A 25570-nucleotide genomic window follows, 5' to 3' on the forward strand; every position below is an offset into this window, starting at 1 on the left:
ATGAGCGATGTCGAAGTCCGCAACAATCCCGCCGAGAACCGCTACGAGGCCTGGCTCGACGGCGAGCTTGCTGGGATCGCCGTCTACGGGCTCGGTCCGAGCACGGTGGTCTTCCTGCACACCGAGGTCGAGGACAAGTTCGGTGGACAGGGGGTCGGAGGGGCCTTGGCCAAGGGCGCACTCGACGACGTCCGGGCCGATGGGCGGCACGACGTGATCCCGTTGTGCCCGTTCATCAAGAGCTACATCGAGAAGCACCCCGAATACGAGGACCTCGTCCACCGGCGATGAGGGTCCGAAGCAGCGTGCCGAGGTTGTAGAGTCGCCCGCATCGGTTGTGTCGCCGTGTCGACATATTCCCCCGGCCGGATCCGCGAGGCGGATCGCCCAGCACCGTGAAGTGAGAGTGGAGCACCCGTGTCCGACGCCCTGCCGTTCGAGTCGCCCGTCGTCGAGCAGTTGGGGCCCACCGGAAGGCCGTTGCCCGTCTTCCCGGAGCCGGAGCGGCTCAGTGAGCACGGCCCGGCCCGCGTGGTGGCGCTGTGCAACCAGAAGGGCGGCGTCGGCAAGACGACGACCACCATCAGCCTGGGTGCTGCGCTGGCCGAGCTCGGCCGCAAGGTGCTGCTGGTCGACTTCGACCCGCAGGGGTCCATGTCGGTCGGCCTCGGGCTCAACCCCAACGAGATCGAGCTCGGCACCTACCAGCTGCTGATGGATGCCGGCGTGAGCTTCGACGACGTGGTGGTGAAGACCAACGTCGACGGCGTCGACCTGCTGCCGGCCAACATCGACCTGTCCGCCGCCGAGATCCAGCTCGTCCACGAGGTGGGCCGCGAGCAGGTGCTCACCGGCAAGCTGCAGCCCGTCATGGACCGCTACGACGTCATCCTGATCGACTGCCAGCCCTCACTGGGGCTGCTCACGGTCAATGCACTGACCGCCAGCGACGGCGTGATCATCCCGTTGGAGTGTGAGTACTTCGCCCTGCGCGGCGTCGCGCTGCTCAAGGACACCATCGAGAAGGTGCGCTCGCGGCTCAACCCGAAGCTGACCATCGACGGCCTGCTCGGCACCATGTACGACGGCCGCACCCTGCACAGCCGTGAGGTGATGGAGACGCTGGTGTCCGGCTGGGGCGAGACGGTGTTCCACACAGTGATCCGGCGCACCGTGAAGTTCTCCGACGCCACCGTCGTCGGCGAGCCGATCACCACCTACGCCTCCAACTCCCCGGGTGCCGAGTCCTACCGCCAGCTTGCCAAGGAGGTGCTCGCCCGGTGGCAGCGCGGCGTGTGAGTCTGCCCTCCGCCGACGACCTCTTCAGGCCCACCGCCGGCGAGGGCGAGTCGGCCAAGCCGGTGCGCGCCGTACCGGATGCGGGGGAGGAGCCCGCGGCCGAGGCGGACGCGAAGGCCGGCGGCAAGCAGGGCACCAGGCGTTCCAGCGGACGGGTCCGGCACGACGAGAAGATGACTGTCTACGTCACCGCCGATGAGCTGCTCGAGCTCGAGCACGCCCGGCTCACGCTGCGCAGCAAGCACGGCATGGCGGTCGACCGCGGCCGGCTGGTGCGCGAGGCCGTCGCGATCGTGCTGGCCGACCTGGAGAGCAACGGCGAGCAGAGCGCGCTGGTGCGCCGGCTCGCAGACGGATGAGCAGCGCGGCCGCCTCGACAGGCTCGGCGACCGTGGAGGCCGAGCACGGCTTCGCCGTCCGGTTGGACAACTTCGAGGGTCCCTTCGACCTGCTGCTGAGCCTGATCGCCAAGCACAAGCTCGACATCACCGAGATCGCGTTGGCGAAGGTCACCGACGAGTTCATCGCCCACGTGAAGGCGGGCGGCAAGGAGTGGGACCTGGAGCAGACCTCCAGCTTCCTGCTGGTTGCTGCGACCCTGCTCGACCTCAAGGCCGCCCGGCTGCTGCCGCAGGGGGACGTCGAGGACGAGGAGGACCTCGCGCTGCTGGAGGCGCGCGACCTGCTGTTCGCCCGGCTGCTGCAGTACAAGGCGTTCAAGCAGGTGGCGACGGTGCTGTCCGGACGGCTGGCCGCCGAGAGCCTGCGGCATCCGCGCGCGGTCGGCCTGGAGGAGCGCTACGCGACGCTGCTTCCGGAGGTGCTGATCGGCATCGGGCTCGAGCAGTTCGCGGCGCTCGCCGCCAAGGCGATGGCACCCAAGCCCGGACCGCCCGAGCTGACCCTGCACCACATCCATGCCCCCAAGGTGAGCGTGCGCGAGCAGGCCGGGATCGTGGTCGACCGGCTGCGCCGGGCCGGCACGCTGACCTTCCGGGCGCTGTGCGGCGACTCACCGGACACGCTGACCACGGTGGCACGGTTCCTCAGCCTGCTGGAGCTGTTCCGCGAGGGCGCCGTCGCCTTCGACCAGGTCAGCCCGCTCGGTGAGCTGACGGTGCGCTGGACGGGCGAGGACCATGACGGCGGCACCGGTGGGATCGACATCGACGGGCTGATCCAGGACGAGTTCGAAGGGCAGCCGCCGGTGGAAGCCGGCGGAGCTGCGGAGGAAGCCGATGAGTGAGCAGACCGAGGGCGAGACCCTCGACGTACCTGACGAGGACAGGGAGGCGGCGGTGCCCCGCGTGCCGCTGCGCCCAGCGCTGGAGGCGGTGCTGATGGTGGCCGACCAGCCGCTGGCGCCGACGGTGCTCGCGACGTCGGTGGGTCATCCGATGGCCGAGGTGGAGGCGGCGCTGGCGGCGCTGTCGGCCGAGTACACCGAGCAGGGGCGCGGCTTCGACCTGCGCAACGTGGCGGGCGGCTGGCGATTCTACACCCGGGAGGAGTACGCCGGGGTGGTGGAGGGCTTCGTCCTCGAGGGCCAGCAGGCGCGCTTGACCCAGGCGGCTCTGGAGACGCTGGCCGTGGTGGCCTACAAGCAGCCGGTGTCCCGAGCACGGGTCAGTGCGATCCGCGGGGTCAACGTCGACGGGGTGATGCGCACGCTGTTGGCGCGCGGACTGGTCGAGGAGGCCGGTCAGGACACCGACACCGGAGCCCATCTCTACCGCACCACCAGCTACTTCCTGGAGCGGATCGGCGTGACCGGCCTGGACGAGCTGCCCGAGCTGGCGCCGTACCTGCCCGAGATGGACGACCTCGAGGACGAGCTGGCCGAGATGATCAGCCCGGCGTCGACTCACGAACACACGCAGGAAACGATGCAGGAGCGAGACGATGATTGAGCGCACGGACCTCCCTCTCGACGAGGAGGGCCTGATCCGCATCCAGAAGCTGCTCGCGCTCGCCGGTGTCGCCAGCCGCCGTCGCAGCGAGGAGCTGATGCTGGGCGGCCTGGTCGAGATCAACGGCGAGGTGGTCACCCGGCTCGGCACCAAGGTCGACCCTGCCCGCGACCTGATCCGGATCGACGGCAAGCGCCTGCCACCGATCAGCGAGAAGGTCTACCTGGTCCTCAACAAGCCCCGCGGCGTGGTCTCCACCATGAGCGATCCGGAGGGCCGGCGCACGCTGCAGGACCTGGTCGCGGACCGGCCGGAGCGGCTCTTCCATGTCGGCCGTCTCGACACCGACACGTCCGGCCTGATCATCCTGACGAACGACGGGGACTTCGCGCATCGACTGGCGCACCCCTCCTACGAGGTCGACAAGACGTACGTCGCCGAGGTCAGCGGCGAGCTGTTCCCGCGGATCCGAAAGCAGCTCCTGGAGGGCGTCACGCTGGAGGACGGGCCGGTGACCGTCAGCGGTGCCAGGATCGTGCAGGCGACCCAGAAGAAGTCGATCATCGAGCTGACCATCCACGAGGGCCGCAACCGGATCGTGCGCCGGCTGCTCGACCAGGTCGGTCACCCGGTGACCCGCCTGACCCGCACCCGCATCGGCCCGGTGAAGCTCGGCACGCTGAAGGCTGGTGAGCTGCGTGAGCTCACCGTCGACGAGCTCGGCGAGCTGCTGGACAGCACTCAGCTCTGACACGCGGTGTCCGTGTCTCGGGACGCGGCCACTAGCCTGTCTTCGCTGCGGTGCGTCAACGGCGACCGCAGCCGCCGACGAGTGAGCGACGAGTGAGCGAGGAGTGGACGTGGCGGTGCGAGCGGTCCGTGGTGCGACCCAGCTCGAGGTGGACGAGCGCGAGCACATGCTCGAGCGCGTGGCGGAGCTGGTCACCGAGGTGATGACGGTCAACGGCCTGACGGTCGACGACTTCATCTCGGTCATCTTCACCTCCACCGACGACCTGCTCTCGGAGTTCCCCGCCTATGCCGCCCGTCAGCTGGGCTTCTCCGAGGTGCCGCTGATGTGCGCGCGAGAGCTGGAGATCTCCGGCTCGATGCCCCGCGTGGTGCGTCTGATGGCCCACGTGGAGAACGAGTTGCCGAGAGCCGACGTCACCCACGTCTACCTGCACGGCGCCGCCAACCTGCGCCGCGACCTCAGCCGGGTCAAGTCGGTCCCCGATGCCTGATCCGGCCGCACGCGCGGGAGTGCTGACCGGGCCGGTCGAGATCATCGGGACCGGGTTGCTCGGCACCTCCATCGCGCTGGCCTGCCGCCAGGCCGGGCTCGAGGTGCTGCTCACCGACGTCGCCGGCGAGCACATCCGTACGGCGAGCGGCCTCGGTGCGGGTCGCCCCCGGGTCCCGGCCGACCGGCCGCAGGTGGTCGTGGTGGCAGTGCCGCCGGCCTACCTCGGACGGGTGATCGGGGACGCGCTGGCCGACGATCCGCAGGCAGTGGTCACCGACGTGGGCAGCGTCAAGGGCGCCCCGCTCGCCGAGGTGTCGGTGCTGCCCGGCGCTGACCGCTACGTCGGCGGACACCCGATGGCAGGCAGCGAGCGCTCCGGCCCGTTGGCCGCCTCCGCCGCGCTCTTCGACGGCCGACCGTGGGCCGTGACACCGCACCCGGGATCGCGTCCGGACGCGGTCGCGCTGGTGGAGCAGCTGGCGCTGCTGTGCGGCGGCGTACCTGTCCGGATGGATCCGGCCGAGCACGACCGGGCGGTGGCGCGCATCTCGCACGTTCCGCACCTGATGGCCGTGCTGGTTGCGGGGCGGCTGGCTGGCGCTCCTGCCGAGCACCTCGCCCTGTCCGGGCCGGGTGTGCGTGACGTGACTCGCGTGGCAGGGGGAGACCCGGAGCTCTACGGGCAGATCGTGACCGGCAACGCCGGTGCCGTCGTCGAGCTGCTCGGTGAGGTTCGTGGACAGCTCGATGAGCTGATCGCCGCACTGACGGCCGGCGACCGCGGCACGCTGGCCGGCCTGCTGCAGCGCGGTCAGCAGGGTAACCAGGCCATCCCGGGCAAGCACGGCACGCCGACCGGTCCGACCACGGCCGTGTTCGTGGCGGTCGCGGACGAGCCGGGCGGTCTGGCGCGGCTGTTCTCCGATGCCGGCGCCAGCGGGGTCAACATCGAGGATGTCCGGATCGAGCACGAGCTCGGCCGGCCGGTGGGCCTGGTCGAACTGGTGGTCGCCGAGGGCAGCGCGGAGCAGCTGCGCACCGCGCTCGAATCTCGGGGTTGGGTCGTCCACCGGTAGGCTGCCGCCCTGTGAGCACGCCCGAGAACACCCCCGCGCACAGCATCGTCATCGCCGTCGACGGCACCTCGGGCTCGGGCAAGTCCAGCACGTCGCGCGGTGCCGCCGCCCGGCTCGGCCTGCGCTACCTGGACACCGGCGCGATGTTCCGCGCGATGACCTGGTGGATGCTCAGTCACGACGTCGACGTGCACGACGCCGCCGCGGTGGCGGCGCACGCCTCCCGACCGAGGATCGAGTCGGGCACCGACCCGCTCGGCCCGACGATCGCGCTCGACGGTGCCGACGTGGCCGTGGAGATCCGCTCGGACGTGGTCAACGCCAGCGTCTCCCCGGTCAGCGCCGTCCCCGAAGTGCGCGCCCGTCTGCTGGAGCTGCAGCGCGAGGTCATCGAGCGCGCGCTCGACGGCGCCGGGATCGTGGTCGAGGGCCGCGACATCGGCTCGGTCGTCTGGCCGCAGGCCGACCTCAAGCTCTACGTCACCGCCGACCCGGCGGCCCGCGCGGCCCGCCGCGCGCAGGAGGAGGGCGGCAGCGACGCCGCGTCGGTTCAGGCATCGCTCGAGGCTCGCGACAAGATCGACTCCGGCCGCGCGACCGCGCCGCTGGTGGCCGCCGACGGAGCCGTCCACCTCGACACCACGCCCTACACGCTCGATGAGGTGATCGCCCAGGTCGTCACGCTGGTCGAGCAGGCCCGTGCGGCGCGCCCCGTCACGGAGCGAGCCACGTCATGAGCCAGGCCCTCCAGGGCCTCGCCGGCAGCCTGCCCGACACCGGCAGCGTCCGGGCGCCGCGCAGCCGCTTCTTCTACTCCTCGCGCTGGTTCGGCCGGTGGGCGATCCGGCGGCGCTACCGGGTTCAGCTGCACGAGACCCGGCACGTGCCCGCCACCGGTGGAGTGATCTTCTGCTCCAACCACATCGGTGTGATCGACGGCCCGGTGCTGGCGATCTTCGCGCCGCGGCCGGTGCACTCGCTGACCAAGGACGACATGTTCCGCGGCCTGCTGGGCCGCTTTCTGCTCGCGGTCGGGCAGATCCCGCTCAACCGCGACGGCGCCGACACCGCCGCGATCAAGACCTGCGTGAAGGTGGTGCGAGAGGGTCGCGCGGTCGGGATCTACCCCGAGGGCAGCCGCGGGCCGGGCGAGTACGACGTCTACCACCACGGTGCCGCCTACCTCGCGATGGTGACGGGCGCGCCCGTGGTGCCGGTGGTGATGTTCGGCAGCCGTGAGCCCGGTGGTTCGCGCAGCTCGCTGCCACCTCGCGGCTCCACGATCGACCTGGTCTTCGGACCCGCCTTCACCACCGAGCAGGTGCCCTGGCCGCGCCGACGGGAACACGTCGACCGGATCTCGGCGTTGCTCAAGGAGCACCTGCTGGACCATCTCTCCACCGCCCGCGCGGTGACTGGCCGGTCGCTGCCCGGCCCGCTGCCGGGCGCCCCCGCCGTACCGACCCCGGTCCTCGACCAAGGAGCATCATGACTGGCCTTCCCGATGAGCACAGTGCCGCCCAGCCGGCCGAGTTCGAAGCCTTCGACGGCGACGAGCACGTCGGTCCCACGCCCGTGCTGGCGGTGGTCGGCCGCCCGAACGTGGGCAAGTCGACCTTGGTCAACCGGATCATCGGCCGCCGTGAGGCCGTCGTCGAGGACGTGCCCGGTGTGACCCGTGACCGGGTCTCCTACGACGCGGACTGGAACGGCCGGGCCTTCACGCTCGTCGACACCGGCGGCTGGTCCTCGGACGCACGCGGAATGGCTCAGCGGATCGCCGAGCAGGCCGAGCTGGCGATCAGCCTGGCCGATGCGGTCCTCTTCGTGGTCGACGCCAAGGTCGGCATCACCGATGAGGACGAGGCAGTGGTGCGGATCCTGCGCCAGGCCAAGAAGCCCGTCGTACTCGCCGCCAACAAGGTGGACGACCTGCGGACCGAGGCCGAGGCTGCCGGGCTGTGGAACCTCGGTCTCGGCGAGCCGTTCCCCGTCTCGGCACTGCACGGCCGCGGGTCCGGTGACCTGCTGGACGCGATCTTGGCGGCGCTGCCAGAGCTGCCGCCGATGCCGGAGGGCGAGGAGATCGGCGGCCCGCGCCGGATCGCCTTGGTGGGGCGCCCCAACGTGGGCAAGTCCTCGCTGCTGAACAAGCTCGCGGGCGAGACCCGCGTCGTCGTCGACAACGTCGCCGGCACCACCGTCGACCCCGTCGACGAGCTGATCGAGCTGGGCGGGCGCACCTGGAAGTTCATCGACACGGCCGGCATCCGCAAGCGGGTCAAGGAGGCGTCGGGCCACGAGTACTACGCGTCCCTGCGCACCACCACCGCCATCGACCGCGCCGAGGTCGCCGTGCTGGTGCTCGACTCGGAGCAGTCCATCGCCGAGCAGGACATCCGGATCCTGCAGACCGTCCGGGAGGCCGGTCGCGCGCTCGTGATCGTGTTCAACAAGTGGGACCTGGTCGATGAGGACCGTCGCTACTACATCGAGCGTGAGATCGAGCGCGAGCTGGTGCAGGTGAAGTGGGCCCCGAGGGTCAACCTCACCGCGCGCACGGGCTGGCACACCGACCGCCTGGTGCCTGCGATCGACAAGGCCCTGGAGGGCTGGGAGACCCGGGTGGGCACAGGTGCGCTCAACACGTTCCTCGGCCGGCTCGTGGCCGAGCACCCGCACCCGGTCCGCGGCGGCAAGCAGCCGAAGGTCCTGTTCGGCACCCAGGCCTCGACGGCGCCGCCGACGTTCATCCTGTTCACCTCGGGCAAGCTCGACGCGGCGTACGAGCGCTTCATCGAGCGCCGCCTGCGCGAGGACTTCGGGTTCGTCGGTACGCCGATCGTCCTGCAGCAGCGCGTCCGCGAGAAGCGCAAGCGCGGCAGGTCCTAGGCAGCTCGGGCCGGTCGGCTCAGCCGACCGGCGCGGTGCTCTCGCGGGGCAGCTGCTCCAGGGGCACGGGCCGACCGAAGAGGTAGCCCTGGGCATAGTCGCAGCCCAGCTCGCGCAGGATGATCGCCTGCTCCGGGGTCTCCACGCCCTCGGCCACGGTGGTCATGCCGAGTGAGCGGCTGATCGCGATGATCGCCGAGAGCACCGGCTGTCGACCGCGGTCGGGGTCGATGGCAGCGACGAAGGAGCGGTCGATCTTGACCGTGTCGACGGGGAACTGCTCCAGCCAGCGCAGCGAGGAGTAGCCGGTGCCGAAGTCGTCGATCGCCACCCGGACGCCGAGCGCACGCAAGCCCTGCAGGGTGCGCACGACCTGGGGGTCGTCCTCGTCGAAGAGCGCCTCGGTGACCTCCAGGACGAGCCGCTCGGGGGACAGCCCGGTGATGCTGAGCACCTGGTGGACCTGGTCGACGTAGCCGGAGCCGCGCAGCTCGGGGACCGAGACGTTGACGCCGATGCCGCGCCGGTCGCTCGAGGCCACCGCCGCTGCGCACGCCTGAGCGAGGGTCCAGCGCCCGAGAGCGTGGATGGCGCCGGTGCGTTCGGCCTGAGGGATGAAGTCGTTCGGCGGGACCAGCCCACGTTGCGGATGGTTCCACCGGACCAGTGCCTCGGCGCTGACCACGGCGTTGTCCCTCAGCCGGATCACCGGCTGGAAGTGCAGCAAGAGCTCGTCCGCGGCGACCGCTGCCTCGAGCTCGCTGGCTCCACGGGTCGGGTCACCGTAGACCACCGTCTGGCCCCTGCCGGCGGACTTGGCGTCGTAAAGCGCGACCTCGGCCCGGCCGAACAGGATCGAGGGGGTGTCCCCGGCGGTCCAGGCTGCAACACCGGCCGACATCCCGACGCCGTCGGGCGCGAGTGCGCGCAGCCTGTCGGCGATGTCGGCGGCCTTGCCCAGCGAGGACCCCGGCAGCAGCACGGCGAACTCGTCGCCGCCGTAACGACTCAGCGTCTGGTGCCCCAGCAGCACCCGGTCCCAGGTGCCGGCGCAGGAGGCCAGCACCTGGTCGCCAGCCCGCTTCCCGAGGTTGTCGTTGAGGGTCTTGAAGTCATCCACGTCGAGCAGCACCAAGGCGAGCTCGCCGCGCTCGCGCCGCGGTCGGGCAAGCTCCTGGTCGAGGCGGCGGTCGAAGCCTCGCCGGTTGACCAGCCCCGTGAGCGAGTCGTGCTCGGCCAGGTCGGCGATCCGGGCCAGCCAGGCGATGATGACGGATACCACCAGGAAGAAGCCCTGCACCATCAGCAGATCGGCCAGCGGCAGGCCGACGGCTGTCATCGCGACGGTGGAGGCCACCATCACCAGGGCGACGTGGAAGGCCATCCCGAGTCCACCGAAGAAGAACGACGCGTCGATGATCACGTAGATGTAGGGCACCGCCAGCGCCACCGATGCCTCGCCGCCGTTGCCGAAGAGGACCAGCAGCGTGACGATCGCCGTACCGATGGCGACTAGGACGTGGTAGAGCGGCCGGGGGAGTCGGTGTCCGGCGTAGACCACGACCGGACCGAGGAGCGCGGCGACCAGCGCGATGATCCGGATCCCGTCGATGTTGGCACCCGACCAGGACTGGGACCGGAGGGTCGCGGCGAGCACCAGGAGGCCGCAGGTGAGGTAGAGGATCCCGGTGGTCCGAGCCAGGACCTCGTCGGTCGCCACCGTCGGGACACCTCGAGCGCGCACCAGCCGGGACCGGAGCAGCTCGCCAGTGCGGGCTGGGCTCATGACGGGTCTCGCCGCCTCTGCTCACGCTCGTGCTGGCGCTCGACCTGCTCGAAGACGACGTTGCGCCGGATGTCGTTGGCGGTCCGGGGCGGGATGTCGAGCATGATCACCACATCGACCGAGTCCGGCTCGCCGCTGCTCTGCTCGCGCAGCACGGTGCCCCGCAGCATGAAGCCGGTGTGATGCAAGGTGAAGGCAGCGCGGACCGTGTCGCCGGGGCGCAACAGCGGCAGGTGACGCAGCCGGAGCCTGGCTCGCAGTGCCGCCTCGCTCAGGTCGATCAGGGTGCCGCGGATGGGCCCGCCGTCGTGCGAGAGCGTCATCGGGGTGCCCATCGGCAGGCGCACGTACTCCCGTCGCTGGGTGCGGGCCGCCTGCGCGTGCACGGCCACTCGCCAGCGGTCGCCGTCGGGGGAGGCGGTGACCGGTGCGCGGAAGAGGCCACGCTCGGTCGTCCACACCATCGTCGCGTCGATCGGTACGTCGTCAGATGCAGCCGCGGGGTCGGTGGACTCCTCGTCGCAGACGGTCAGCAGGACGTCGAACCCGTCGTACCCGGTGACCTCGGCCTCGAGCCAGGACTCGCCGGATCGCTCCACGACGACCACAAGGCCGAGAGCGGGACGGGTGGACACGAATTAAGTATCGGCCTGTGGCGCCTCGGCCTCAGGAAAACACTGGGGTACTCCTAGTCCGGCAGGACTATGTCGCGATCCCGTCCGGACGGTCGCCCCCCGCGCTGCTCGAGCGGACGACTTCGAACCCGATTCGCACCCGGCTCAACGCGTGCGATAGCCTTCGGACGCCTTCTTCGGAAGGTGTTCGGGCTGTGGCGCAGCTTGGTAGCGCACTTGACTGGGGGTCAAGGGGTCGCAGGTTCAAATCCTGTCAGCCCGACTAGGTAAAACAGCAGTTCAGGGGCCGTTTCGGAGGAATTCGAAACGGCCCCTGAGCCGTCTTAGGTGGCGACGTACCCCAATTCGTACCCCAGTTGATCCAGGCGCTCGACCGGATCTGCTCGGCCACGAGGTCTGAACGGGGCGACCATGGACACATGCGCCTGTTCTACAACCACCATTGCCGTGTCTGCCGCGTGAAGTACTCCAACGACCGAATGCGCCGAAAGCGCGGGTGGATCTGTGTTGACTGCCTCCGTGACGAGAACCTCGCCAAGCGCAAGAGGTAGCCGCCCCGGCGCGCACCCTGCCTAAGACTGTCGGTGGTCGCGTCTACGGTGCGGGCCGTGAGCGAGATCGACCCGACGCCGCTGGCTGATGCCATGTCGGACTTCCTGGCGGCCTTAGCGGTGGGCAGCCTTGCGCTGCTCGCCGGACGCGAGGGACTCGGGAAGTCCACCGTCGCCTATGACCTCACCGCCCGGATCACCCGGGGAAGCCTCCCCGGAACCGGATACGGCCACCCGGGCGCCGTCATCATCTGCGCCACCGAAGACTCATGGGAGTACACCATCGTCCCGCGTCTGATCGCGGCCGGTGCCGACCTCGACCGGGTATTCCGGGTGGACGTGAGCACCGCGACCCACGTGCACACCACCCTGTCGCTGCCCCGCGACCTAGGCGGCCTGGGAAGGCTCGTCTCGCACGTGGATGCTGCCCTGGTGCTGCAGGTCGCACTCTGAGGATCGTGCTCGCCGAGGATTCCGCCCTCCTGCGCGAGAATCTGATTGCGTTGTTGGTCGGAGCTGGCCACGAGGTCATCGCCAGTGCGGAGAACGCCGACGAGCTGGTCGCCGCCGTGCGGGCTGATCCACCCGATGTTGTGATCACCGACGTCCGGATGCCACCGGAGCACTCCGATGAAGGCCTGCGTGCGGCGGCCCTGATCCGCGAGGAGTTTGCGTCCCTGCCGATCCTGGTCCTTTCCCAATACGTCGCCGACGCCTATCTGCCCGGGCTGCTGGAATCAGCCGGTGATGCCGGGCTGGGCTATCTACTCAAGGACCGCGTCGGCCGGGTCACCGACTTCCTCGCCAGCCTGAACCAGGTGGTCGATGGTGAGACAGTCGTCGATCCGGAGGTCGTCCGCCAGTTGCTCGCCCGTCGCAGCGGCAACGGCCCGCTAACGGCCCTCACCCCGCGCGAACGCGAGGTACTCGCCCAGATGGCCGAAGGCCGGACCAACGGATCGATCGCCACGACCCTGTTCGTCAGCGAGGCGGCTGTGCGAAAACACGTGGGGAGCATCTTCGCCAAGCTTGACCTACGGGATGACAGCGATCGTCGAGTAGCCGCGGTCCTGACCTTTCTCCGCGGGTCGGGGTGAGTCCAGCGACATACGGCCGGTTGGCCCGGCGATTCGTGCGACAGGGCGAATCGTCCGACCCCTGCATTGGTTCTCCGCCCGGTTGATCCGGAGGAACGGGAGCGGTGGACGCGTGCCTCAACGGTGACCGCGGTTGCGGCGAGGAGCAGAACCTCGCGAGGCCAACCGTCCCACAACTTCGGATCCGCGCCACTCGTTGGCAAGGGGCAGCCCAGGCGGGGCCAGCGGGCGATTCGGTATCCCCCGTGAGGTGGAGGGAGTGGGTCGCAAGTTCAGCAGGCCGGGCGACGCGACGCCGGTGGGTTGGTGCCTACCGTTGAAGTACCCACCTGAGGAGCGATAGTGATCGAAGCGCGTGAGCTGACGAAGAAGTACGGCGAGAAGACTGCTGTGGATGGGGTCACCTTCACGGTCCGGCCAGGGATCGTCACAGGCTTCCTGGGACCCAACGGAGCCGGGAAGTCCACGACCATGCGGATGATCGTAGGGCTTGATGCGCCGACCTCCGGCTCCGTCACGGTGAACGGGAAGTCGTACGCCGCGCACGCCTCGCCGCTCCACGAGGTGGGTGTCCTGCTGGAGGCGCGGGCGGTGCATACCGGACGCTCGGCGGAAAGCCACCTGCTGGCCATGGCAGCGACCGCCGGGATCTCACGGCGTCGGGTTCAGGAGGTGATCGAGCTCGTGGGGCTTCAGGACGTGGCTCGCAAGCGGGTCGGAGCGTTCTCACTGGGCATGGGACAACGCCTCGGTATCGCTGCAGCCCTCCTGGGCGACCCCCAGACGATCATGCTCGACGAGCCGGTCAACGGTCTCGACCCCGAGGGCGTGCGGTGGGTCCGGCACCTGCTGCGCGGCCTTGCCGAGGAGGGTCGCACCGTCTTCGTCTCCTCACACCTGATGTCGGAGATGGCGCTGACGGCGGATCATCTCATCGTGGTGGGACGTGGCCGCCTCATCCGCGACATGTCAGTGAGCGATTTCATCTCCAGCGCCTCGTCCGAGTCGGTCCGGGTCCGTTCTCCGCAGGCCACCGAGTTGCGTGAGCTTCTCCTCGGCAAGGGCGCGACGGTCTCGAGCTCGGCACGTAACGAGCTCGACGTGGTGGGTCTGAGCACCGACGAGATCGGTACGACGGCAGCCGCGGCCGGCCTGACCCTCCACGAGCTGTCGCCGGTCCAGGCGTCCCTCGAAGAAGCCTTCATGGAACTCACCGGCGAAGCCGTCGAGTACCGCAGTCACACCGCCGAGGAGAGCGCAGCATGAGCACTGTGGCCGAACCCCGCCAGCAGCCGACCACCGGTCCGGGCCTCAGGATCGCCCAGCCGGTCAACTTCGTGCGGACGGTGTCGTCGGAGTGGATCAAGTTCCGCACCTTGAGGTCGAGCTGGCTGGTGCTCGTGGCCGCCATCGTCGGGGTCATCGTGATCGGCCAGCTCATCGGCTACAACACCGGCAAGAGCTTCTCGCACCTGGCACCCGAGGACGCAGCGCCGTCCGGCGTGATGCAGGGCTACTACCTCGGCCAGCTGCTCATCGGCGTCCTCGGCGTCCTGTTCGTGACCGGTGAGTACGCAACCGGGATGATCCGCTCGACCGCCACGGCCGTGCCGCGCAGGCTCCCGGTGCTCGGCGCGAAGGCGCTCGTCTTCGGCCTGGTCGCCGTGGTCACCATGGTGCCCACCTGCATCGTCACCTTCCTCGGTGCCATGGCGTTCCGGTCGCACTTCGGCCACGGCGTATCCCTGGGAGACGCGGGGAACCTGCGGGTCGTCATCGGTACCGGGATCTACTTGGCTCTGATCGGGCTCCTCGGCGGTGCGATCGGCTGGATCGTGCGGAACACGGCGGGCGGGATCTCCACGCTGATCGGACTGATCCTGGTCGTTCCGGTGCTCTTCGAGGTCGTCCCGGGGACCTGGGCGAAGTCGATCAGCAAGTTCTTCCCGAGCAATGCCGGAAGCTCCTTCGTCTCGACGGTGCACGCCTCGAACACCCTGACGCCCTGGACGGGTCTCGTCGTCATGGTCGCCTGGGTCGTTGCCGCATTCGTCCTCGCCGGTGTCCTGCTCAAGCGCAGAGACGTCTGAGGTCGGCGTTCGCGATGCCCATCGGGCAATCGTGCTGAGGGAGGATGTCGAGATGGTGCGCCGTTCGGACAGCGTGTGGCAGTGGGCTCGCGAGAGGCTCGCGGTCCCGGCCACGGTCGTCGCCACCCTCACCTTCGCCGTCGTGCACGACTTTGTCGGGCGGGACGGCGATCCTGCCCCGTGGGTCCTCGTCTTCGACGTCATCCTCGTGCTGCCATTGTTTCTGCGACGGCGGTGGCCGTGGGCGACCTTCCTCGCGGTAGCAGCGCTCGCGTTGCTGCAGTGGCTCGCCGGCGTCTTCGCTGCCGGCGATGTCGCCGTTCTCGTTGCGCTCTACTCGGTCGGCGCGCACGCACGTCGCGAAGCCGTCGTCGCCGCAGCGGTGATCAGCCAGGTCGGCGTCGTCCTGGCCGTGGCCCGCTGGGCCCCGCCCGGTCAGGTCGTCACCACCGCCCTCGGGATGACGGGCACCGTGACGGCTGCGTGGGTGATCGGTGTCTACGTGCGCACCCGGCGCGTCTACATCGCCTCGGTGCTCGAACGGGCCGCCACCGCCGAGCGGGCGCGGGATCAGCAGGCCCTGCTGGCCACCGCTGCGGAACGCTCCCGGATCTCGCGAGAGATGCACGACATCGTCGCGCACAGCCTCTCGGTCATCATCGCGCTCAACGACGGGGCGGCAGCCTCGGTGCGCAGCTCGCCGGTCGAGGCCGAGGAGGCGGTCCGGCTGGCGGCGACCCTCGGGCGGCAGTCACTGGGCGAGGTACGCCGCCTGCTCAGCGCCGATCACGAGGACGCCACGACCGACCGGGTGCCCGCGCCGGGCCTGGCCCAGCTTGACGACCTGGCAGCGAGCGTCCGGGCGGCCGGATTGGCCGTCGACCTGACCATGGAAGGTCGGCCGGTCGACGTACCGGCCTCGGCGCAGCTCACCATCTACCGGATGGTCCAGGAGGCGCTGACGAACGTGCTCAAGCACGCACCCGAAGCACGGCGTGCGGTGGTGACTGTGCACTATGCGGCCGACGAGATCGACGTCGAGGTCGTCAACGACGGACCTGCCGGTGCGGCTCTGCCCACGCCCTCGGCCCACCCTGGTCAGGGTCTTAACGGCATGCGCGAACGGGTCGGGATGTTCTCCGGGACGATCGAAGCGGCGCCGCGCCTCGGAGGTGGTTGGCGCGTCGCATCCCGGCTGCTCCTCGACAAGCCGGTCACGCCATGACGATCCGGGTCCTGCTGGTCGACGACCAGCCGCTGCTGCGCCACGGTTTCCGGCTCGTGCTCGCCGCCGAACCGGACCTCGAAGTCGTCGGCGAGGCCGGCGACGGGGGCGAAGCGGTGCGGCTCGTCAGCATCCTGCACCCCGACATCGTGCTGATGGACGTCCGGATGCCCGGGATGGACGGCATCGAGGCGACCCGGCTGATCGCGGACGAGGCGCCCCTTGTCCGCACGATCATCCTGACCACCTACGACATCGACCAGTACGCCTTCTCCGGGCTCCGCGCCGGCGCGAGCGGGTTCCTGCTCAAGGACGTACAGTCAGCCGACCTCGTGGACGCCATCCGCGTCGTGGCGCGGGGCGACGCCGTCGTGGCGCCCAGCACGACCCGCCGCCTGCTGACCGCGTTCGCCCACCGCATCCCCGCGGACGCCACGACCGATGCCGAGCAGCCCGACCCGCTCGCATCACTGACCGACCGCGAGCGCGGCGTGTTCGCAGGTCTTGCCAGTGGTCTGACGAACGCCGAGATCGCGGACGACCTCAGCCTCTCCGACGCGACCGTCAAGACCCACGTCGGCCACATCCTGTCCAAGCTGGACCTGCGCGACCGCATCCAGGCCGTGATCTTCGCCTATGAGAACGGGCTCAATTCACGTCGCGCCTGACTTCGCCTCGATGCAGATCGCTGTCGCCCTCACGGCGGTGGACTGACCCACTCATCGCTGCTGGTCCGGGTGCGGGTGGGCCACAACGCTCTGACGCCGGTCAACGAGGCGCCGGCGCGAAGAGATGCAGTGGAGATGGAGAAGCTTACGATGACAATCATGACAGTCGGGTCGAGCGGGGTCCGTCAGCAGAGCATCTGGGCGAGCGTTGTCAGTGAAGACGCCGCGGGTCTTCGCGCGTGGCTGCTTCGGCTCGGCTTCACCGAGGACCTTCTCATCCCTGGTGGGGGCGACGGATTGATCCACCACTGTCAGCTGGACTGGCCCGAAGGCGGGCGGATCATGCTCTCAAGCGCCGGTGAGCGACCAACACCGTGTCGGCCCGGACAAGCTCCTTGCACGTGGTGACGGCCGATCCTGATGCGGTGATGGCCCGCGCCAAGGAGCTGGGGGCGAGCGTCGTGCACGAGCTCGTCGACCAGACCGACTATCCCTCGCGTGACTTCACCATCTCTGACCCCGACGGCAACCATTGGACATTCGCAACGTTTGCGGGCTAGGAATCTGTGATGTCTCAGGACATCGCGGACGGCGGACCTACGGAGACGTAGGCCCGCCGTTTGGGTTCGGGGTGGGGCAGCGTGGTCGCCGTGCCTGCCGGTCTACCGTTGGGACGTGGAGACTGATGGCGGCGAGGCTGAGGTCAACGCGGTCCTTGCGATCCGCTCAGGGGACCTCGAGTCGCTGGAGCAGCTGCTCGCGACGTACCCGGGCGTTGCCGGCGCGCGCCTCGGCGTCGCGCGGGGTCGTACGCCGCTGCACGTCGTCACCGACTGGCCGGGCTTCTTTCCGAACGGCCCTCGCACCGCTCTGATGTTGATCGAGGCGGGTGCGGAGGTCGACGCCCGAGGTTCCGACGGGACCGGCGAGACGCCGCTGCACTGGACCGCCAGCAGCGACGATGCCGATGTCGCCCGTGTCCTCATCGAGGCGGGTGCCGACGTGGAGGCGCCAGAGGGTTCCATCGGCACGCCGCTGGACAACGCCATCGGTTACGGCTGTTGGAACGTCGCCCGCCTCCTGGTCGGCGCCGGTGCTCGTGTCGACCAGCTGTGGCACGCGGCTGGCCTCGGCATGACCGACAGGTTGGCTGAGCTCCTGGCTGCGGGGCCCGACCGACGCTTGGTCGACCAAGCCTTCTGGCATGCCTGCGGAGCCGGCCAACGGCGCTGTGCCGAGCTCCTCCTCGGAAGTGGCGCCCACCTCGACTTCACCCCCGACTACGGCAAGGGCACCGTGCTCGACGCGGCGCTGTCGCGCGGAACGCAGCGGAGCAATGTCGCGCAATGGCTCGAGGGGCTGGGCCTCGGCCGCACGCCTCCAGGTGATCTCTGAGGCCGTAGGTGGCCTGAGCACACGACGCTTCCGCGTGGACCGATGCACGTTCCCTGTGGATGCTCACGGCCGCGTTGCGAGTTCGAGGCGCTTGGAAGGCGGGTACCTCCGAAAACGAGCGCTGGCACCCGCACGTCTCCCTTGCGTACGGAGGAGCAGACAGACCGCACGGGCGGCAAGTCCAGCCACTAGTCCCAAGAACGTCAAGCTGTCGCCGAAGGAGAACCCATGCGTATCGGCTACTTCCTCTCCACCGAGGAGTACTCACCGGCTGAACTCGTCGCTCAGGCAGCGGCGGCGGAGAAGGCCGGGTTCAGTGGTCTGTGGATCAGCGACCACTTCCACCCGTGGAACAACGAGCAGGGCAACAGTCCTCTGGTGTGGAGCGTCATCGGCGCCATCAGCCAGGTGTGCGAGCTGCCGGTCACGACGGCTGTGACCTGCCCGACCACGCGCATCCATCCCGCGATCATCGCCCAAGCCGCCGGCACCTGCGCCGAGCTGCTGGGTGGCCGGTTCACCCTCGGTGTCGGCACGGGTGAGGCTCTCAACGAGACCATCCTCGGAGGCGCGTGGCCCTCCCTCGACGTACGCCTGGAGATGCTGGAGGAGGCTGTGGGGCTGATCCGCGAGCTATGGACCGGTGAGGTTGTGACGACGCGGGGCACTCACTACTCGGTCGACCACGCCCGGATCTACAACGTCCCTGACACCCCACCGGAGATCTTCGTCTCCGGCTTCGGACCGAAGGCGGTCGACCTCGCCGCCCGGATCGGCGACGGCTACATCGGCACCGCGCCAGACTCCGAGCTGGTCGCCGGCTTCAAGGAAGCGTCGGGCGGTAAACCCGCCCAGGCCGGCGCCAAGGTCGCTTTCGCGTCCACCGAGGAAGAAGGGTGGGAACACGCCCATCGCCTGTGGCCGAACGCCGGGCTCCCCGGCGAGCTCGCCCAGATCCTCCCGACCCCCGAGCACTTCGAGCAGGCGACCGCGCTGGTCACCATGGACTCGACGAGAGACTCGGTGGTTGCAGGCACCGACGTCGGGAAGCACCTGAGCCAGATCCAGCAGTACGCCGAGGCCGGCTACGACGAGCTGTACGTCGCCAACATGGGCCCCCACTACCTGGAGATGATCGAGTTCTACGGCCGCGACGTGCTCCCCGCCCTGACCTGATCGCAGTAGTTGGTGGTCTGCATCGCCGCGGCATGCGTTTTGCTGACGTCCGAGCCGCGTTATCGTGGGTTGGTCCCCAAGTCGGGGCACCCGCCGGCGCCCGCTGGGGTGAGCTAGGCGCCGAGCGGTCTGGAGGTGATCCTGAGATGACGACGCTGCACTACGAGGCGAGCACGCACCGGATCCGGCTCGAAGGCGTATGCCGCAACGACGACGGGCTCGCCCTCCGTGACGCGCTCGAAGCCTTCGGTCCGATGGCAGGCGGTCACCTGATCGTCGACCTCACCGCTGTGACTGACATCGATCCGGCCGTTGCTGCCGAAGTCGTCCAAGCCGTCCGGTCTGCCTCGCACGACGGGAAGCAGCTCACCTTGCTCCGCAAGGACGGGACAGCGGTGGACGAAGCTCTCAGCGCGGCCGAATCCGCCTTCGACCTCCCCTGAGCGGAGTCAGAACCGCTGACGTGCAGCCTGCTTGGGCGGCGCTGAGAGGGTCCAAAGCCTGTCGCAGGAAGCCGCCCCGTGGCAGGCCGGTGCCACGCCAGTCAGTGCGCGCGGGAGAGGGCGTCGATGAGCCGCTCGACTCGCACGATGCCGACGTAGCGGCCAGCGGTATCGGTGCAGATGAGCGGCTGGAACCGGGTCGCCGGAGCCCGGACGATCGCTCGTTGAGCCGCATCGACGATCGAGGTGTCCAGATTGATGCGGAGACCAGACTCTCGCACCGCATGTGTCCGACCCTCCGCGTCGACCGTCCTCTCCGGCCGGCCGTGGCCGTCGACGACGACCGCGATCTCGCCGATGCCGAGTCGTCCACGCAGGCCGTGCACAGTGTCGCGGCCGATTGCTGGGGCTAGTTCGAGCAGGGTCCGCAGGGTGCTTCCGGATCGCGTGGTAGCCCGCCCCGCGATGCTGAGGGCGAGGTCCGGGTCAAGCGACTGGATGCCGGGTGCAGGCCGGCCCAGGAGGTAGCCCTGAGCGAGCGGGACGCGCAGGTCGACCAGCACGTCGAGCTCGGCAGCCGTCTCAACGCCCTCAGCGATCACCCAGGCATCGACGCGGCCGGCGAAGCTCCCCAGGACCTCAACCAGCGCCCGCTTGGCTTCGTCGCGATCCAGGCCGGCGACCAGCTCACGGTCCAGTTTGATGAAGTGCGGCCGCAACGCCAGCAGGTGCTGCAGTCCGGCGTACCCGGCGCCAGCATCGTCGACGGCGATCATCGCGCCCCGCGAGCGCAAGTCGCTCAAGACGGGGTCGAGGGCGGCGTAGGACTCGATGCGTACCTGTTCGGTCAGCTCGATGACGACCCCGGCCAGGGAACGATGGCTGTCCCACACCGCCTGGACCGCCGGGGCGTCGATCACGTCAGGACCGATGTTGACGCTGAGGAAGGTGTTGGGTGGCATCTCTCGGCGAGCGGCTAGCGCGGCGCCGAGCGTCGCTGCTTCGAGCTCCACGCCGCGACCGTAGGTCCGGGCCGCAGCGAAGACCTCGAAGGGACCGGGTCCGCCCGGAAACCGAGCGAGTGCCTCATAGCCGGCGATGTTGCCCCGGGCGAGGTCAACCACCGGCTGCAAGTGCGAGACGACCCCGCCAGCGAGAAGGCGGTCGAGCGCCTCCGGGCTCACGCCACCTCGCGGATCGAGGCACGCACCTGATCGACAAGCTCCGACGGCACGGTGACGAGGCCGTGGTCGCGGGTGGCGTGGACGGCCACTGCCGCGAGGATGTCATCGTCGGTGGCACCGGCGAAGGCGACATCACAGTCGGGCACGACGTCGCCACAGGCGAACTGCTTCATGGGGATTCCCTTCCCTCTTTATCGCGCGATTCATTCGCACTCGGTGGCACCGTACCCGGCCCGTGGCCGTTTCGCAGGGAAGATCAGAGATGAGGGCCGCCGCTCGGCTAGTAGCGTGGCAGAGGTGAGCGTTGGTAGAGATCTCGTCAGGGTCGTCCTCGGGACCGCCATGGTCGGTGCCGGCATCAGCCACCTGACCGTGGCACGCGAGGAGTTCCGTGCCCAGGTGCCGAGCTGGTTCCCCGTGGACGAGGACACGACGGTGCTGGCATCCGGTGTTGTCGAGGTGGCCTTGGGCGCCGCCTTCGTCGCTCTGCCGCGCCGACGGCGTCTGATCGGTACGGTCCTCGGCGCTTTCTACGTCGGCGTGTTTCCCGGCAACCTCGCGCAGTACAGCGAGCATCGCGACGCTTTCGGTCTCGACACCGACCAGAAGCGTCTGGTCCGGCTCTTCTTCCAGCCCGTCCTCGTGGCAGCGGCACTGTACGGCGGCGGGCGGCTCGGGGCCCGCGATTCGTCCTAGCCGCGACGGCGTGCTCCCGAGAAGTAAGTTGTCTCCACCGCCCCGTCGACGCGAACCGCGAGGGCGCGGCACCCGACCAGCCAGGAGGAAGCGTTGGACATCACCGAGCTGATCCTTTTCCAGCACGAGGAGCAGCGCCGCCAGTTCGCGGTGCTCGATGAGATCGCGGGGGAGGGTTCCGAGATCCTCGGGGCGCTGTGGCGCCGGTTGGCAGCATTCCTCGAGGTGCATGCCGAGGCCGAGGAGCTCTACTTCTACCCCGAGGTTCTGCGGCTGGGGCACGGCGCTCCGGGCACGCATGACGGGCCCGAGCCGGAGACCGAGGACGCGATCAAGGACCACAACGAGATCCGGGACGGGATCCGCACGGCCGACGCCAACCCGGTCGGCAGCGACGGTTGGTGGGCGGGCGTCCGCGCCGCGCGCAAGGCCAACGACGAGCACATGGGCGAGGAGGAGCGCGAGGACCTCGCCGACTTCCGGTTGCACGCCGACCTGCAGACCCGCCACGACATCGCGGTGAAGTTCATCGCCTACGAGGCCCGCCACTGGGCCGGGATCAAGCCGGTGGACAAGGACCCGGAGCAGTACGTCGAGCAGCACAGCTGACGACCGAGGCCGCGTGTTGCACCGTTGCGGCGCGCGGGCAGACCCCGCCCCGCCGTACGGCCTCCTCGCCCCGGGCTTGCGCCGCGGCCGGGTGGGTACTCCAGCCGAGTTGTTCACGTGCGTGCAGCGCCGGCTCGCCGAGGTCGGCGCGGGAAGGGACCCATGCTTCTCAAGGACAAGACGATCATCGTCACCGGAGGGAACAGCGGGATCGGGGAGGCGATCGCCCTCGCTGCCGCCGCGGAGGGCGCGAACATCGTCATCGACTACGTCGCGCACCCGGAAGAGACGGCCTCGCTCGTGGATCGGGCCGAGCAGGCAGGTGGCCATGCCGTCGGCGTTCAGGCGGACGTCTCACGGTCCGCCGACCTGCATGCGATGGTGCAGAAGGCGGTCGACACGTTCGGGCGCTTGGACGTGCTGGTCAACAATGCCGGGATCGAGACACGCACGAGCCTGTTGGACACGAGTGAGTCCGACTTCGAGAAGGTCCTGGCGATCAACGTGAAGAGCGCGTTCTTCGGCAGTCAGGCGGCCGCCAAGCAGTTCATCGCCCAGGGCGACGGTGGCCTGATCATCAACATCTCCTCGGTCCACGAGGACTGGCCGATGCCGGGCAACATCGCCTACTGCGTCTCCAAGGGCGGCATCAGGATGCTCGCCCGGACGGCAGGTGTCGAGCTGGGCGAGCACGGGATCCGGATGGTCAATGTCGCCCCGGGCGCCGTGAGCACGCCCATCAACGCATCCACGGAAGCAGACCCGGAGAAGCTGAAGCGGCTCGATGCCGCCATTCCGCTTGGCAGGATGGCGCACGCCGACGAGATCGCGGAGGTCGTCGCCTTCCTCGCGTCGGGGAGGGCCGCCTACATGACCAGTACGACGGTCGTGGTCGACGGCGGAATCTCGCAGGGCAGCGTCGGCCTGTAGCAGCTACACCGAACCGCGCGCCGGCGACGTCGTAGGAGAGGTTGTCCTCCGGTCGCAAGGCTGGGCGCTCAGCGCTGCTTGGTCCAGGAGTCGCCGGAGGCGGTGGTGCGCGCGGCACCGAGGATCACGAGCAGCAACACGACGGTGGCGATGAGCAGCGTCCAGGCGTCATGGCCCTTGACGACCAGCACGGCGCCGACCAGGCCACCCACGAACATCGCCGCGATCGAGACGAACCTCCGGCCGAGCTTGCCCTGCCCCTTCTGGGCGCTGTCGGAGGTGATGCCGGTCAGGGTCAGGGTCAGCACCGTGGTGGTCAGGTCGGGGACCGAGAGCGATCGGGCGGTGGCGTTCTGCAGGCCCATGCCGAGGCCGAGCAGCACGACGAGGACGGCGAGGCCGCCATCGCGGTAGGGCGCGTGGAGGAGCAGCGCGAGCACGAAGGCGACGACCACCAGCGCACCCTGCCAGACGGCGGCCGTGAGCAGGTGCCGGCCGCGGTGGCTGCCGAGGGACCGCGCGATGAAGCCACCGGCGTACGCGCCCGCCAAGAAGGTGGCGATGGCGAGCAGGGAGGCCCACCAGACGAAGCCGGGGGCGCCGCCGAGGTCGAAGGAGAGGAAGACGACGTTGCCGGTCATGTTCGCCACGAACACCCGGCCGAGAGCCAGGTAACTGAACGCGTCGACCAGACCGGTGACGACCGTCAGCAGCACCAGCAGCCCGGGAAGCGGCCCGTGGGGATCGTCGGCGGCGGGCCGGATCGTTCGCCAGGCATCTCGTAGGAGGCTCATCCGACAAGGCTCACACGGAATGGTTCCCGCGGAGCAGGATATAAAGATAGTTAGCATAGGTAAGCGAATAGCGGGACGAGGAGGCGCAGGTGGCGGACACGGTTCAGCGGATCGAGCGTGCGCAGGAGCGAGCAGCACGAGCGGAACGTGCCGCGCGCAGCCCGGGCTACAAGTGGGTCGCCCTGTCCAACACCACGCTCGGCGTACTGCTGGCGACCATCAACCAGTCGATCCTGCTGATCGCGCTGCCGGACATCTTCCGCGGGGTGGGCGTCGATCCGCTCTCACCCGGGAACACGAGCCTGCTGCTCTGGCTGATCATGGGCTACATGGTCGTCACGGCCGTGCTGGTGGTGGGTCTGGGTCGGCTGGGGGACATGTTCGGCCGGGTCAGGATGTACAACGCCGGATTCGCCATCTTCACGTTCTTCTCGATCATGCTCGCCATCACCTGGATGCACGGCACGGCGGGAATCTTGTGGCTGATCGCGATGCGCATCTTCCAGGGCGTCGGGGGAGCGATGCTGATGGCGAACTCCGCGGCGATCATCACCGATGCGTTCCCGAGCAACCAGCGTGGCCTCGGGCTCGGTCTCAACCAGGTCGCCGGCATCGCGGGATCGTTCATTGGTCTCGTCGTCGGCGGCCTCCTGTCACCGATCGAGTGGCGCCTGGTCTTCATCGTCTCGGTGCCGATCGGTCTGTTCGCGACTGTGTGGGCCTACGTCAAGCTGCACGACACCGGCGTACGGCAGGACGCGCGGATGGACTGGTGGGGCAACATCACCTTCGCGGTCGGGCTGATCGCCGTACTGGTCGGCATCACCTACGGCATCCAGCCGTACGGCGGAGACACGATGGGCTGGGCGAACCCGTGGGTGCTCGCGGCGCTGATCGGTGGCGCGATCATGCTGGCCGTGTTCTGCGTCGTCGAGACGCGCGTCGCTGATCCGATGTTCGACGTCGGGCTCTTCAAGATCCGCGCCTTCACCTTCGGCAACCTCGCCAGCCTGCTCGCGTCCCTGGGGCGAGGCGGCCTGATGTTCGTGCTGATCATCTGGCTGCAGGGCATCTGGCTGCCGCAGCACGGCTACAGCTTCGAGCGCACGCCGTTGTGGGCCGGTATCTACATGCTGCCGCTGACGGTCGGCTTCCTCGTGGCGGGCCCGATCTCGGGCTACCTCTCCGACCGGTTCGGCGCGCGACTGTTCGCCACGGGCGGGATGCTCGTGGCTGCGATGAGCTTCGTGTGGCTCCTGCTGCTGCCGGTGAACTTCGCCTACTGGCAGTTCGCCGCGGCCCTGCTGCTCAACGGCCTGGGCATGGGCCTGTTCGCCTCGCCGAACCGCGCCGGCATCATGAACAGCCTGCCCGCTCGCCAGCGTGGGGTCGGCGCCGGCATGACGGCCACCTTCCAGAACTCGGCGATGGTGCTCTCCATCGGCATCTTCTTCTCCCTGATGATCACCGGGCTGAGCTCCTCCCTCCCGCACACGATGGCGGCGGGCCTGACGGCGCAGGGCGTCCCGGCCGCGCAGGCGCACGAGATCGCCAGCCTGCCGGCGGTGAGCGTGCTGTTCGCCTCCCTGCTGGGATACAACCCGGTGCAGACCCTGCTCGGGTCCTCGACGCTCTCGCACCTCTCGGCCGCGCACCAGCACTACCTCACCGGCCGCAGCTTCTTCCCGGCGCTGATCTCCGGACCGTTCGCCGACGGCCTGGGCGTCGCCTTCGGCTTCGCCATCGCCGCGTGCTTGATAGCGGCCCTCGCCTCAGCTCTTCGCGGTGGGAAGTACGTCCACGTGGAGGAGGGCGCAGACGACGGGCAGAGCTGACAGGTCTCGTCGCGAGGGCAGGCGGTTCGACAG

General features: G+C 69.2%; 30 protein-coding genes and 1 tRNA gene. 26 read left to right on the forward strand and 5 right to left on the reverse strand.

Translation table 11 applies throughout. The features are described 5' to 3' along the window. The 11 genes from H036_RS0118175 to der all read left to right on the forward strand — a co-directional run bounded on the left by H036_RS0118175 (position 1) and on the right by der (position 8423). Positions 1 to 291 carry a GNAT family N-acetyltransferase gene (locus H036_RS0118175; RefSeq protein ID WP_017936235.1) on the forward strand — a complete coding sequence of 97 codons (291 nt, stop codon included), beginning with the start codon at positions 1 to 3 and terminating at the stop codon, positions 289 to 291. A gap of 126 nt (positions 292 to 417) precedes the next feature. Next, complete coding sequence (locus H036_RS23615) at positions 418 to 1299, forward strand: ParA family protein (RefSeq protein ID WP_017936236.1); 882 nt, start codon at positions 418 to 420, stop codon at positions 1297 to 1299. After that, a complete protein-coding gene (locus H036_RS0118185) occupies positions 1281 to 1658 on the forward strand; it encodes a hypothetical protein (protein ID WP_017936237.1) in 378 nt (125 codons plus the stop codon). The genes H036_RS23615 and H036_RS0118185 overlap by 19 nt, the downstream gene beginning before the upstream one ends. Further along, positions 1655 to 2545 carry a segregation and condensation protein A gene (locus H036_RS23620; protein ID WP_017936238.1) on the forward strand — a complete coding sequence of 297 codons (891 nt, stop codon included), beginning with the start codon at positions 1655 to 1657 and terminating at the stop codon, positions 2543 to 2545. Before H036_RS0118185 ends, H036_RS23620 begins: the two co-directional genes overlap by 4 nt. Next, entirely contained in the window at positions 2538 to 3209 is a 672-nt protein-coding gene (gene scpB / locus H036_RS23625; RefSeq protein WP_017936239.1) for an SMC-Scp complex subunit ScpB, read from the forward strand. The genes H036_RS23620 and scpB overlap by 8 nt, the downstream gene beginning before the upstream one ends. Next, positions 3202 to 3960: a pseudouridine synthase gene (locus H036_RS0118200; protein ID WP_017936240.1), complete on the forward strand. Its 759-nt coding sequence runs from the start codon at positions 3202 to 3204 to the stop codon at positions 3958 to 3960. The genes scpB and H036_RS0118200 overlap by 8 nt, the downstream gene beginning before the upstream one ends. A gap of 109 nt (positions 3961 to 4069) precedes the next feature. Beyond that, complete coding sequence (aroH, locus tag H036_RS0118205) at positions 4070 to 4453, forward strand: chorismate mutase (RefSeq protein ID WP_026146156.1); 384 nt, start codon at positions 4070 to 4072, stop codon at positions 4451 to 4453. Next, complete coding sequence (locus H036_RS0118210; RefSeq protein ID WP_026146157.1) at positions 4446 to 5531, forward strand: prephenate dehydrogenase; 1086 nt, start codon at positions 4446 to 4448, stop codon at positions 5529 to 5531. The genes aroH and H036_RS0118210 overlap by 8 nt, the downstream gene beginning before the upstream one ends. A gap of 11 nt (positions 5532 to 5542) precedes the next feature. Then, positions 5543 to 6268, forward strand: coding sequence for a (d)CMP kinase (cmk, locus tag H036_RS0118215; protein ID WP_017936243.1), 726 nt, complete (start codon positions 5543 to 5545; stop codon positions 6266 to 6268). Next, complete coding sequence (locus H036_RS0118220) at positions 6265 to 7023, forward strand: lysophospholipid acyltransferase family protein (RefSeq protein ID WP_017936244.1); 759 nt, start codon at positions 6265 to 6267, stop codon at positions 7021 to 7023. The genes cmk and H036_RS0118220 overlap by 4 nt, the downstream gene beginning before the upstream one ends. Next, positions 7020 to 8423 (forward strand): ribosome biogenesis GTPase Der, encoded by a 1404-nt coding sequence (gene der / locus H036_RS0118225; RefSeq protein ID WP_017936245.1) that lies wholly within the window; start codon positions 7020 to 7022, stop codon positions 8421 to 8423. Before H036_RS0118220 ends, der begins: the two co-directional genes overlap by 4 nt. Positions 8424 to 8442: 19 nt before the next feature. On the opposite strand, the gene H036_RS23630 is transcribed toward der, so the two are convergent. Both H036_RS23630 and H036_RS0118235 read right to left on the reverse strand, forming a co-directional pair. Next, on the reverse strand, positions 8443 to 10209 hold the full coding sequence (locus tag H036_RS23630; RefSeq protein ID WP_017936246.1) for a putative bifunctional diguanylate cyclase/phosphodiesterase: 1767 nt from the start codon (positions 10207 to 10209) through the stop codon (positions 8443 to 8445). Beyond that, entirely contained in the window at positions 10206 to 10844 is a 639-nt protein-coding gene (locus H036_RS0118235; protein WP_017936247.1) for a PilZ domain-containing protein, read from the reverse strand. The genes H036_RS23630 and H036_RS0118235 overlap by 4 nt, the downstream gene beginning before the upstream one ends. A gap of 188 nt (positions 10845 to 11032) precedes the next feature. On the opposite strand from H036_RS0118235, the gene H036_RS0118240 reads away from it, so the two are divergent. The 11 genes from H036_RS0118240 (at position 11033) to H036_RS0118290 (ending at position 19489) form a co-directional block, all read left to right on the forward strand. Next, positions 11033 to 11106, forward strand: a tRNA-Pro gene (locus H036_RS0118240). 346 nt (positions 11107 to 11452) lie between these two features. Continuing rightward, positions 11453 to 11848 carry an AAA family ATPase gene (locus H036_RS0118245; RefSeq protein WP_017936248.1) on the forward strand — a complete coding sequence of 132 codons (396 nt, stop codon included), beginning with the start codon at positions 11453 to 11455 and terminating at the stop codon, positions 11846 to 11848. Further along, complete coding sequence (locus H036_RS0118250; protein WP_198290022.1) at positions 11845 to 12492, forward strand: response regulator transcription factor; 648 nt, start codon at positions 11845 to 11847, stop codon at positions 12490 to 12492. Before H036_RS0118245 ends, H036_RS0118250 begins: the two co-directional genes overlap by 4 nt. A gap of 342 nt (positions 12493 to 12834) precedes the next feature. After that, positions 12835 to 13758 carry an ABC transporter ATP-binding protein gene (locus tag H036_RS0118255; protein WP_017936250.1) on the forward strand — a complete coding sequence of 308 codons (924 nt, stop codon included), beginning with the start codon at positions 12835 to 12837 and terminating at the stop codon, positions 13756 to 13758. Beyond that, the gene (locus H036_RS0118260) at positions 13755 to 14582 is read left to right on the forward strand and encodes an ABC transporter permease (RefSeq protein ID WP_017936251.1); all 828 of its coding nucleotides are present in this window, start codon (positions 13755 to 13757) and stop codon (positions 14580 to 14582) included. Before H036_RS0118255 ends, H036_RS0118260 begins: the two co-directional genes overlap by 4 nt. 52 nt (positions 14583 to 14634) lie before the next feature. Continuing rightward, complete coding sequence (locus tag H036_RS23635) at positions 14635 to 15807, forward strand: sensor histidine kinase (protein ID WP_017936252.1); 1173 nt, start codon at positions 14635 to 14637, stop codon at positions 15805 to 15807. Continuing rightward, positions 15804 to 16475 (forward strand): response regulator, encoded by a 672-nt coding sequence (locus H036_RS0118270; protein ID WP_017936253.1) that lies wholly within the window; start codon positions 15804 to 15806, stop codon positions 16473 to 16475. Before H036_RS23635 ends, H036_RS0118270 begins: the two co-directional genes overlap by 4 nt. Positions 16476 to 16879: 404 nt before the next feature. Beyond that, positions 16880 to 17035 carry a VOC family protein gene (locus H036_RS25555; RefSeq protein ID WP_198290017.1) on the forward strand — a complete coding sequence of 52 codons (156 nt, stop codon included), beginning with the start codon at positions 16880 to 16882 and terminating at the stop codon, positions 17033 to 17035. A gap of 115 nt (positions 17036 to 17150) precedes the next feature. Further along, on the forward strand, positions 17151 to 17870 hold the full coding sequence (locus H036_RS0118280; RefSeq protein WP_017936255.1) for an ankyrin repeat domain-containing protein: 720 nt from the start codon (positions 17151 to 17153) through the stop codon (positions 17868 to 17870). Between the two features lie 228 nt (positions 17871 to 18098). Next, the gene (locus H036_RS0118285) at positions 18099 to 19046 is read left to right on the forward strand and encodes a TIGR03557 family F420-dependent LLM class oxidoreductase (protein WP_017936256.1); all 948 of its coding nucleotides are present in this window, start codon (positions 18099 to 18101) and stop codon (positions 19044 to 19046) included. A 146-nt stretch (positions 19047 to 19192) separates the two neighbouring features. Then, on the forward strand, positions 19193 to 19489 hold the full coding sequence (locus H036_RS0118290; protein WP_017936257.1) for a hypothetical protein: 297 nt from the start codon (positions 19193 to 19195) through the stop codon (positions 19487 to 19489). Positions 19490 to 19590: 101 nt separating this feature from the next. Here the strand turns inward: H036_RS0118290 and H036_RS23645 are convergent, their stop codons facing one another. Both H036_RS23645 and H036_RS25050 read right to left on the reverse strand, forming a co-directional pair. Then, complete coding sequence (locus H036_RS23645) at positions 19591 to 20673, reverse strand: EAL domain-containing protein (RefSeq protein ID WP_017936258.1); 1083 nt, start codon at positions 20671 to 20673, stop codon at positions 19591 to 19593. Next, complete coding sequence (locus H036_RS25050) at positions 20670 to 20846, reverse strand: DUF1059 domain-containing protein (RefSeq protein ID WP_017936259.1); 177 nt, start codon at positions 20844 to 20846, stop codon at positions 20670 to 20672. Before H036_RS25050 ends, H036_RS23645 begins: the two co-directional genes overlap by 4 nt. A gap of 124 nt (positions 20847 to 20970) precedes the next feature. On the opposite strand from H036_RS25050, the gene H036_RS0118310 reads away from it, so the two are divergent. The 3 genes from H036_RS0118310 (at position 20971) to H036_RS0118320 (ending at position 22908) form a co-directional block, all read left to right on the forward strand. Then, positions 20971 to 21369, forward strand: a complete 399-nt coding sequence (locus H036_RS0118310) for a hypothetical protein (RefSeq protein WP_232421908.1) — start codon at positions 20971 to 20973, stop codon at positions 21367 to 21369. 93 nt (positions 21370 to 21462) lie between these two features. Beyond that, complete coding sequence (locus tag H036_RS0118315) at positions 21463 to 21978, forward strand: hemerythrin domain-containing protein (RefSeq protein ID WP_017936261.1); 516 nt, start codon at positions 21463 to 21465, stop codon at positions 21976 to 21978. 162 nt (positions 21979 to 22140) lie between these two features. Continuing rightward, entirely contained in the window at positions 22141 to 22908 is a 768-nt protein-coding gene (locus H036_RS0118320; RefSeq protein ID WP_017936262.1) for a glucose 1-dehydrogenase, read from the forward strand. 68 nt (positions 22909 to 22976) lie between these two features. Here H036_RS0118320 and H036_RS0118325 read toward each other — a convergent pair whose 3' ends face one another. Beyond that, positions 22977 to 23702 carry a YoaK family protein gene (locus tag H036_RS0118325; protein ID WP_026146161.1) on the reverse strand — a complete coding sequence of 242 codons (726 nt, stop codon included), beginning with the start codon at positions 23700 to 23702 and terminating at the stop codon, positions 22977 to 22979. 89 nt (positions 23703 to 23791) lie between these two features. Between H036_RS0118325 and H036_RS0118330 the strand changes: the two genes are divergently transcribed. Next, on the forward strand, positions 23792 to 25537 hold the full coding sequence (locus H036_RS0118330) for an MFS transporter (protein ID WP_017936264.1): 1746 nt from the start codon (positions 23792 to 23794) through the stop codon (positions 25535 to 25537). The last annotated feature ends 33 nt before the right edge of the window (positions 25538 to 25570 follow it).

Source organism: Nocardioides sp. Iso805N (assembly GCF_000364605.1).
Lineage (GTDB): Bacteria > Actinomycetota > Actinomycetes > Propionibacteriales > Nocardioidaceae > Nocardioides.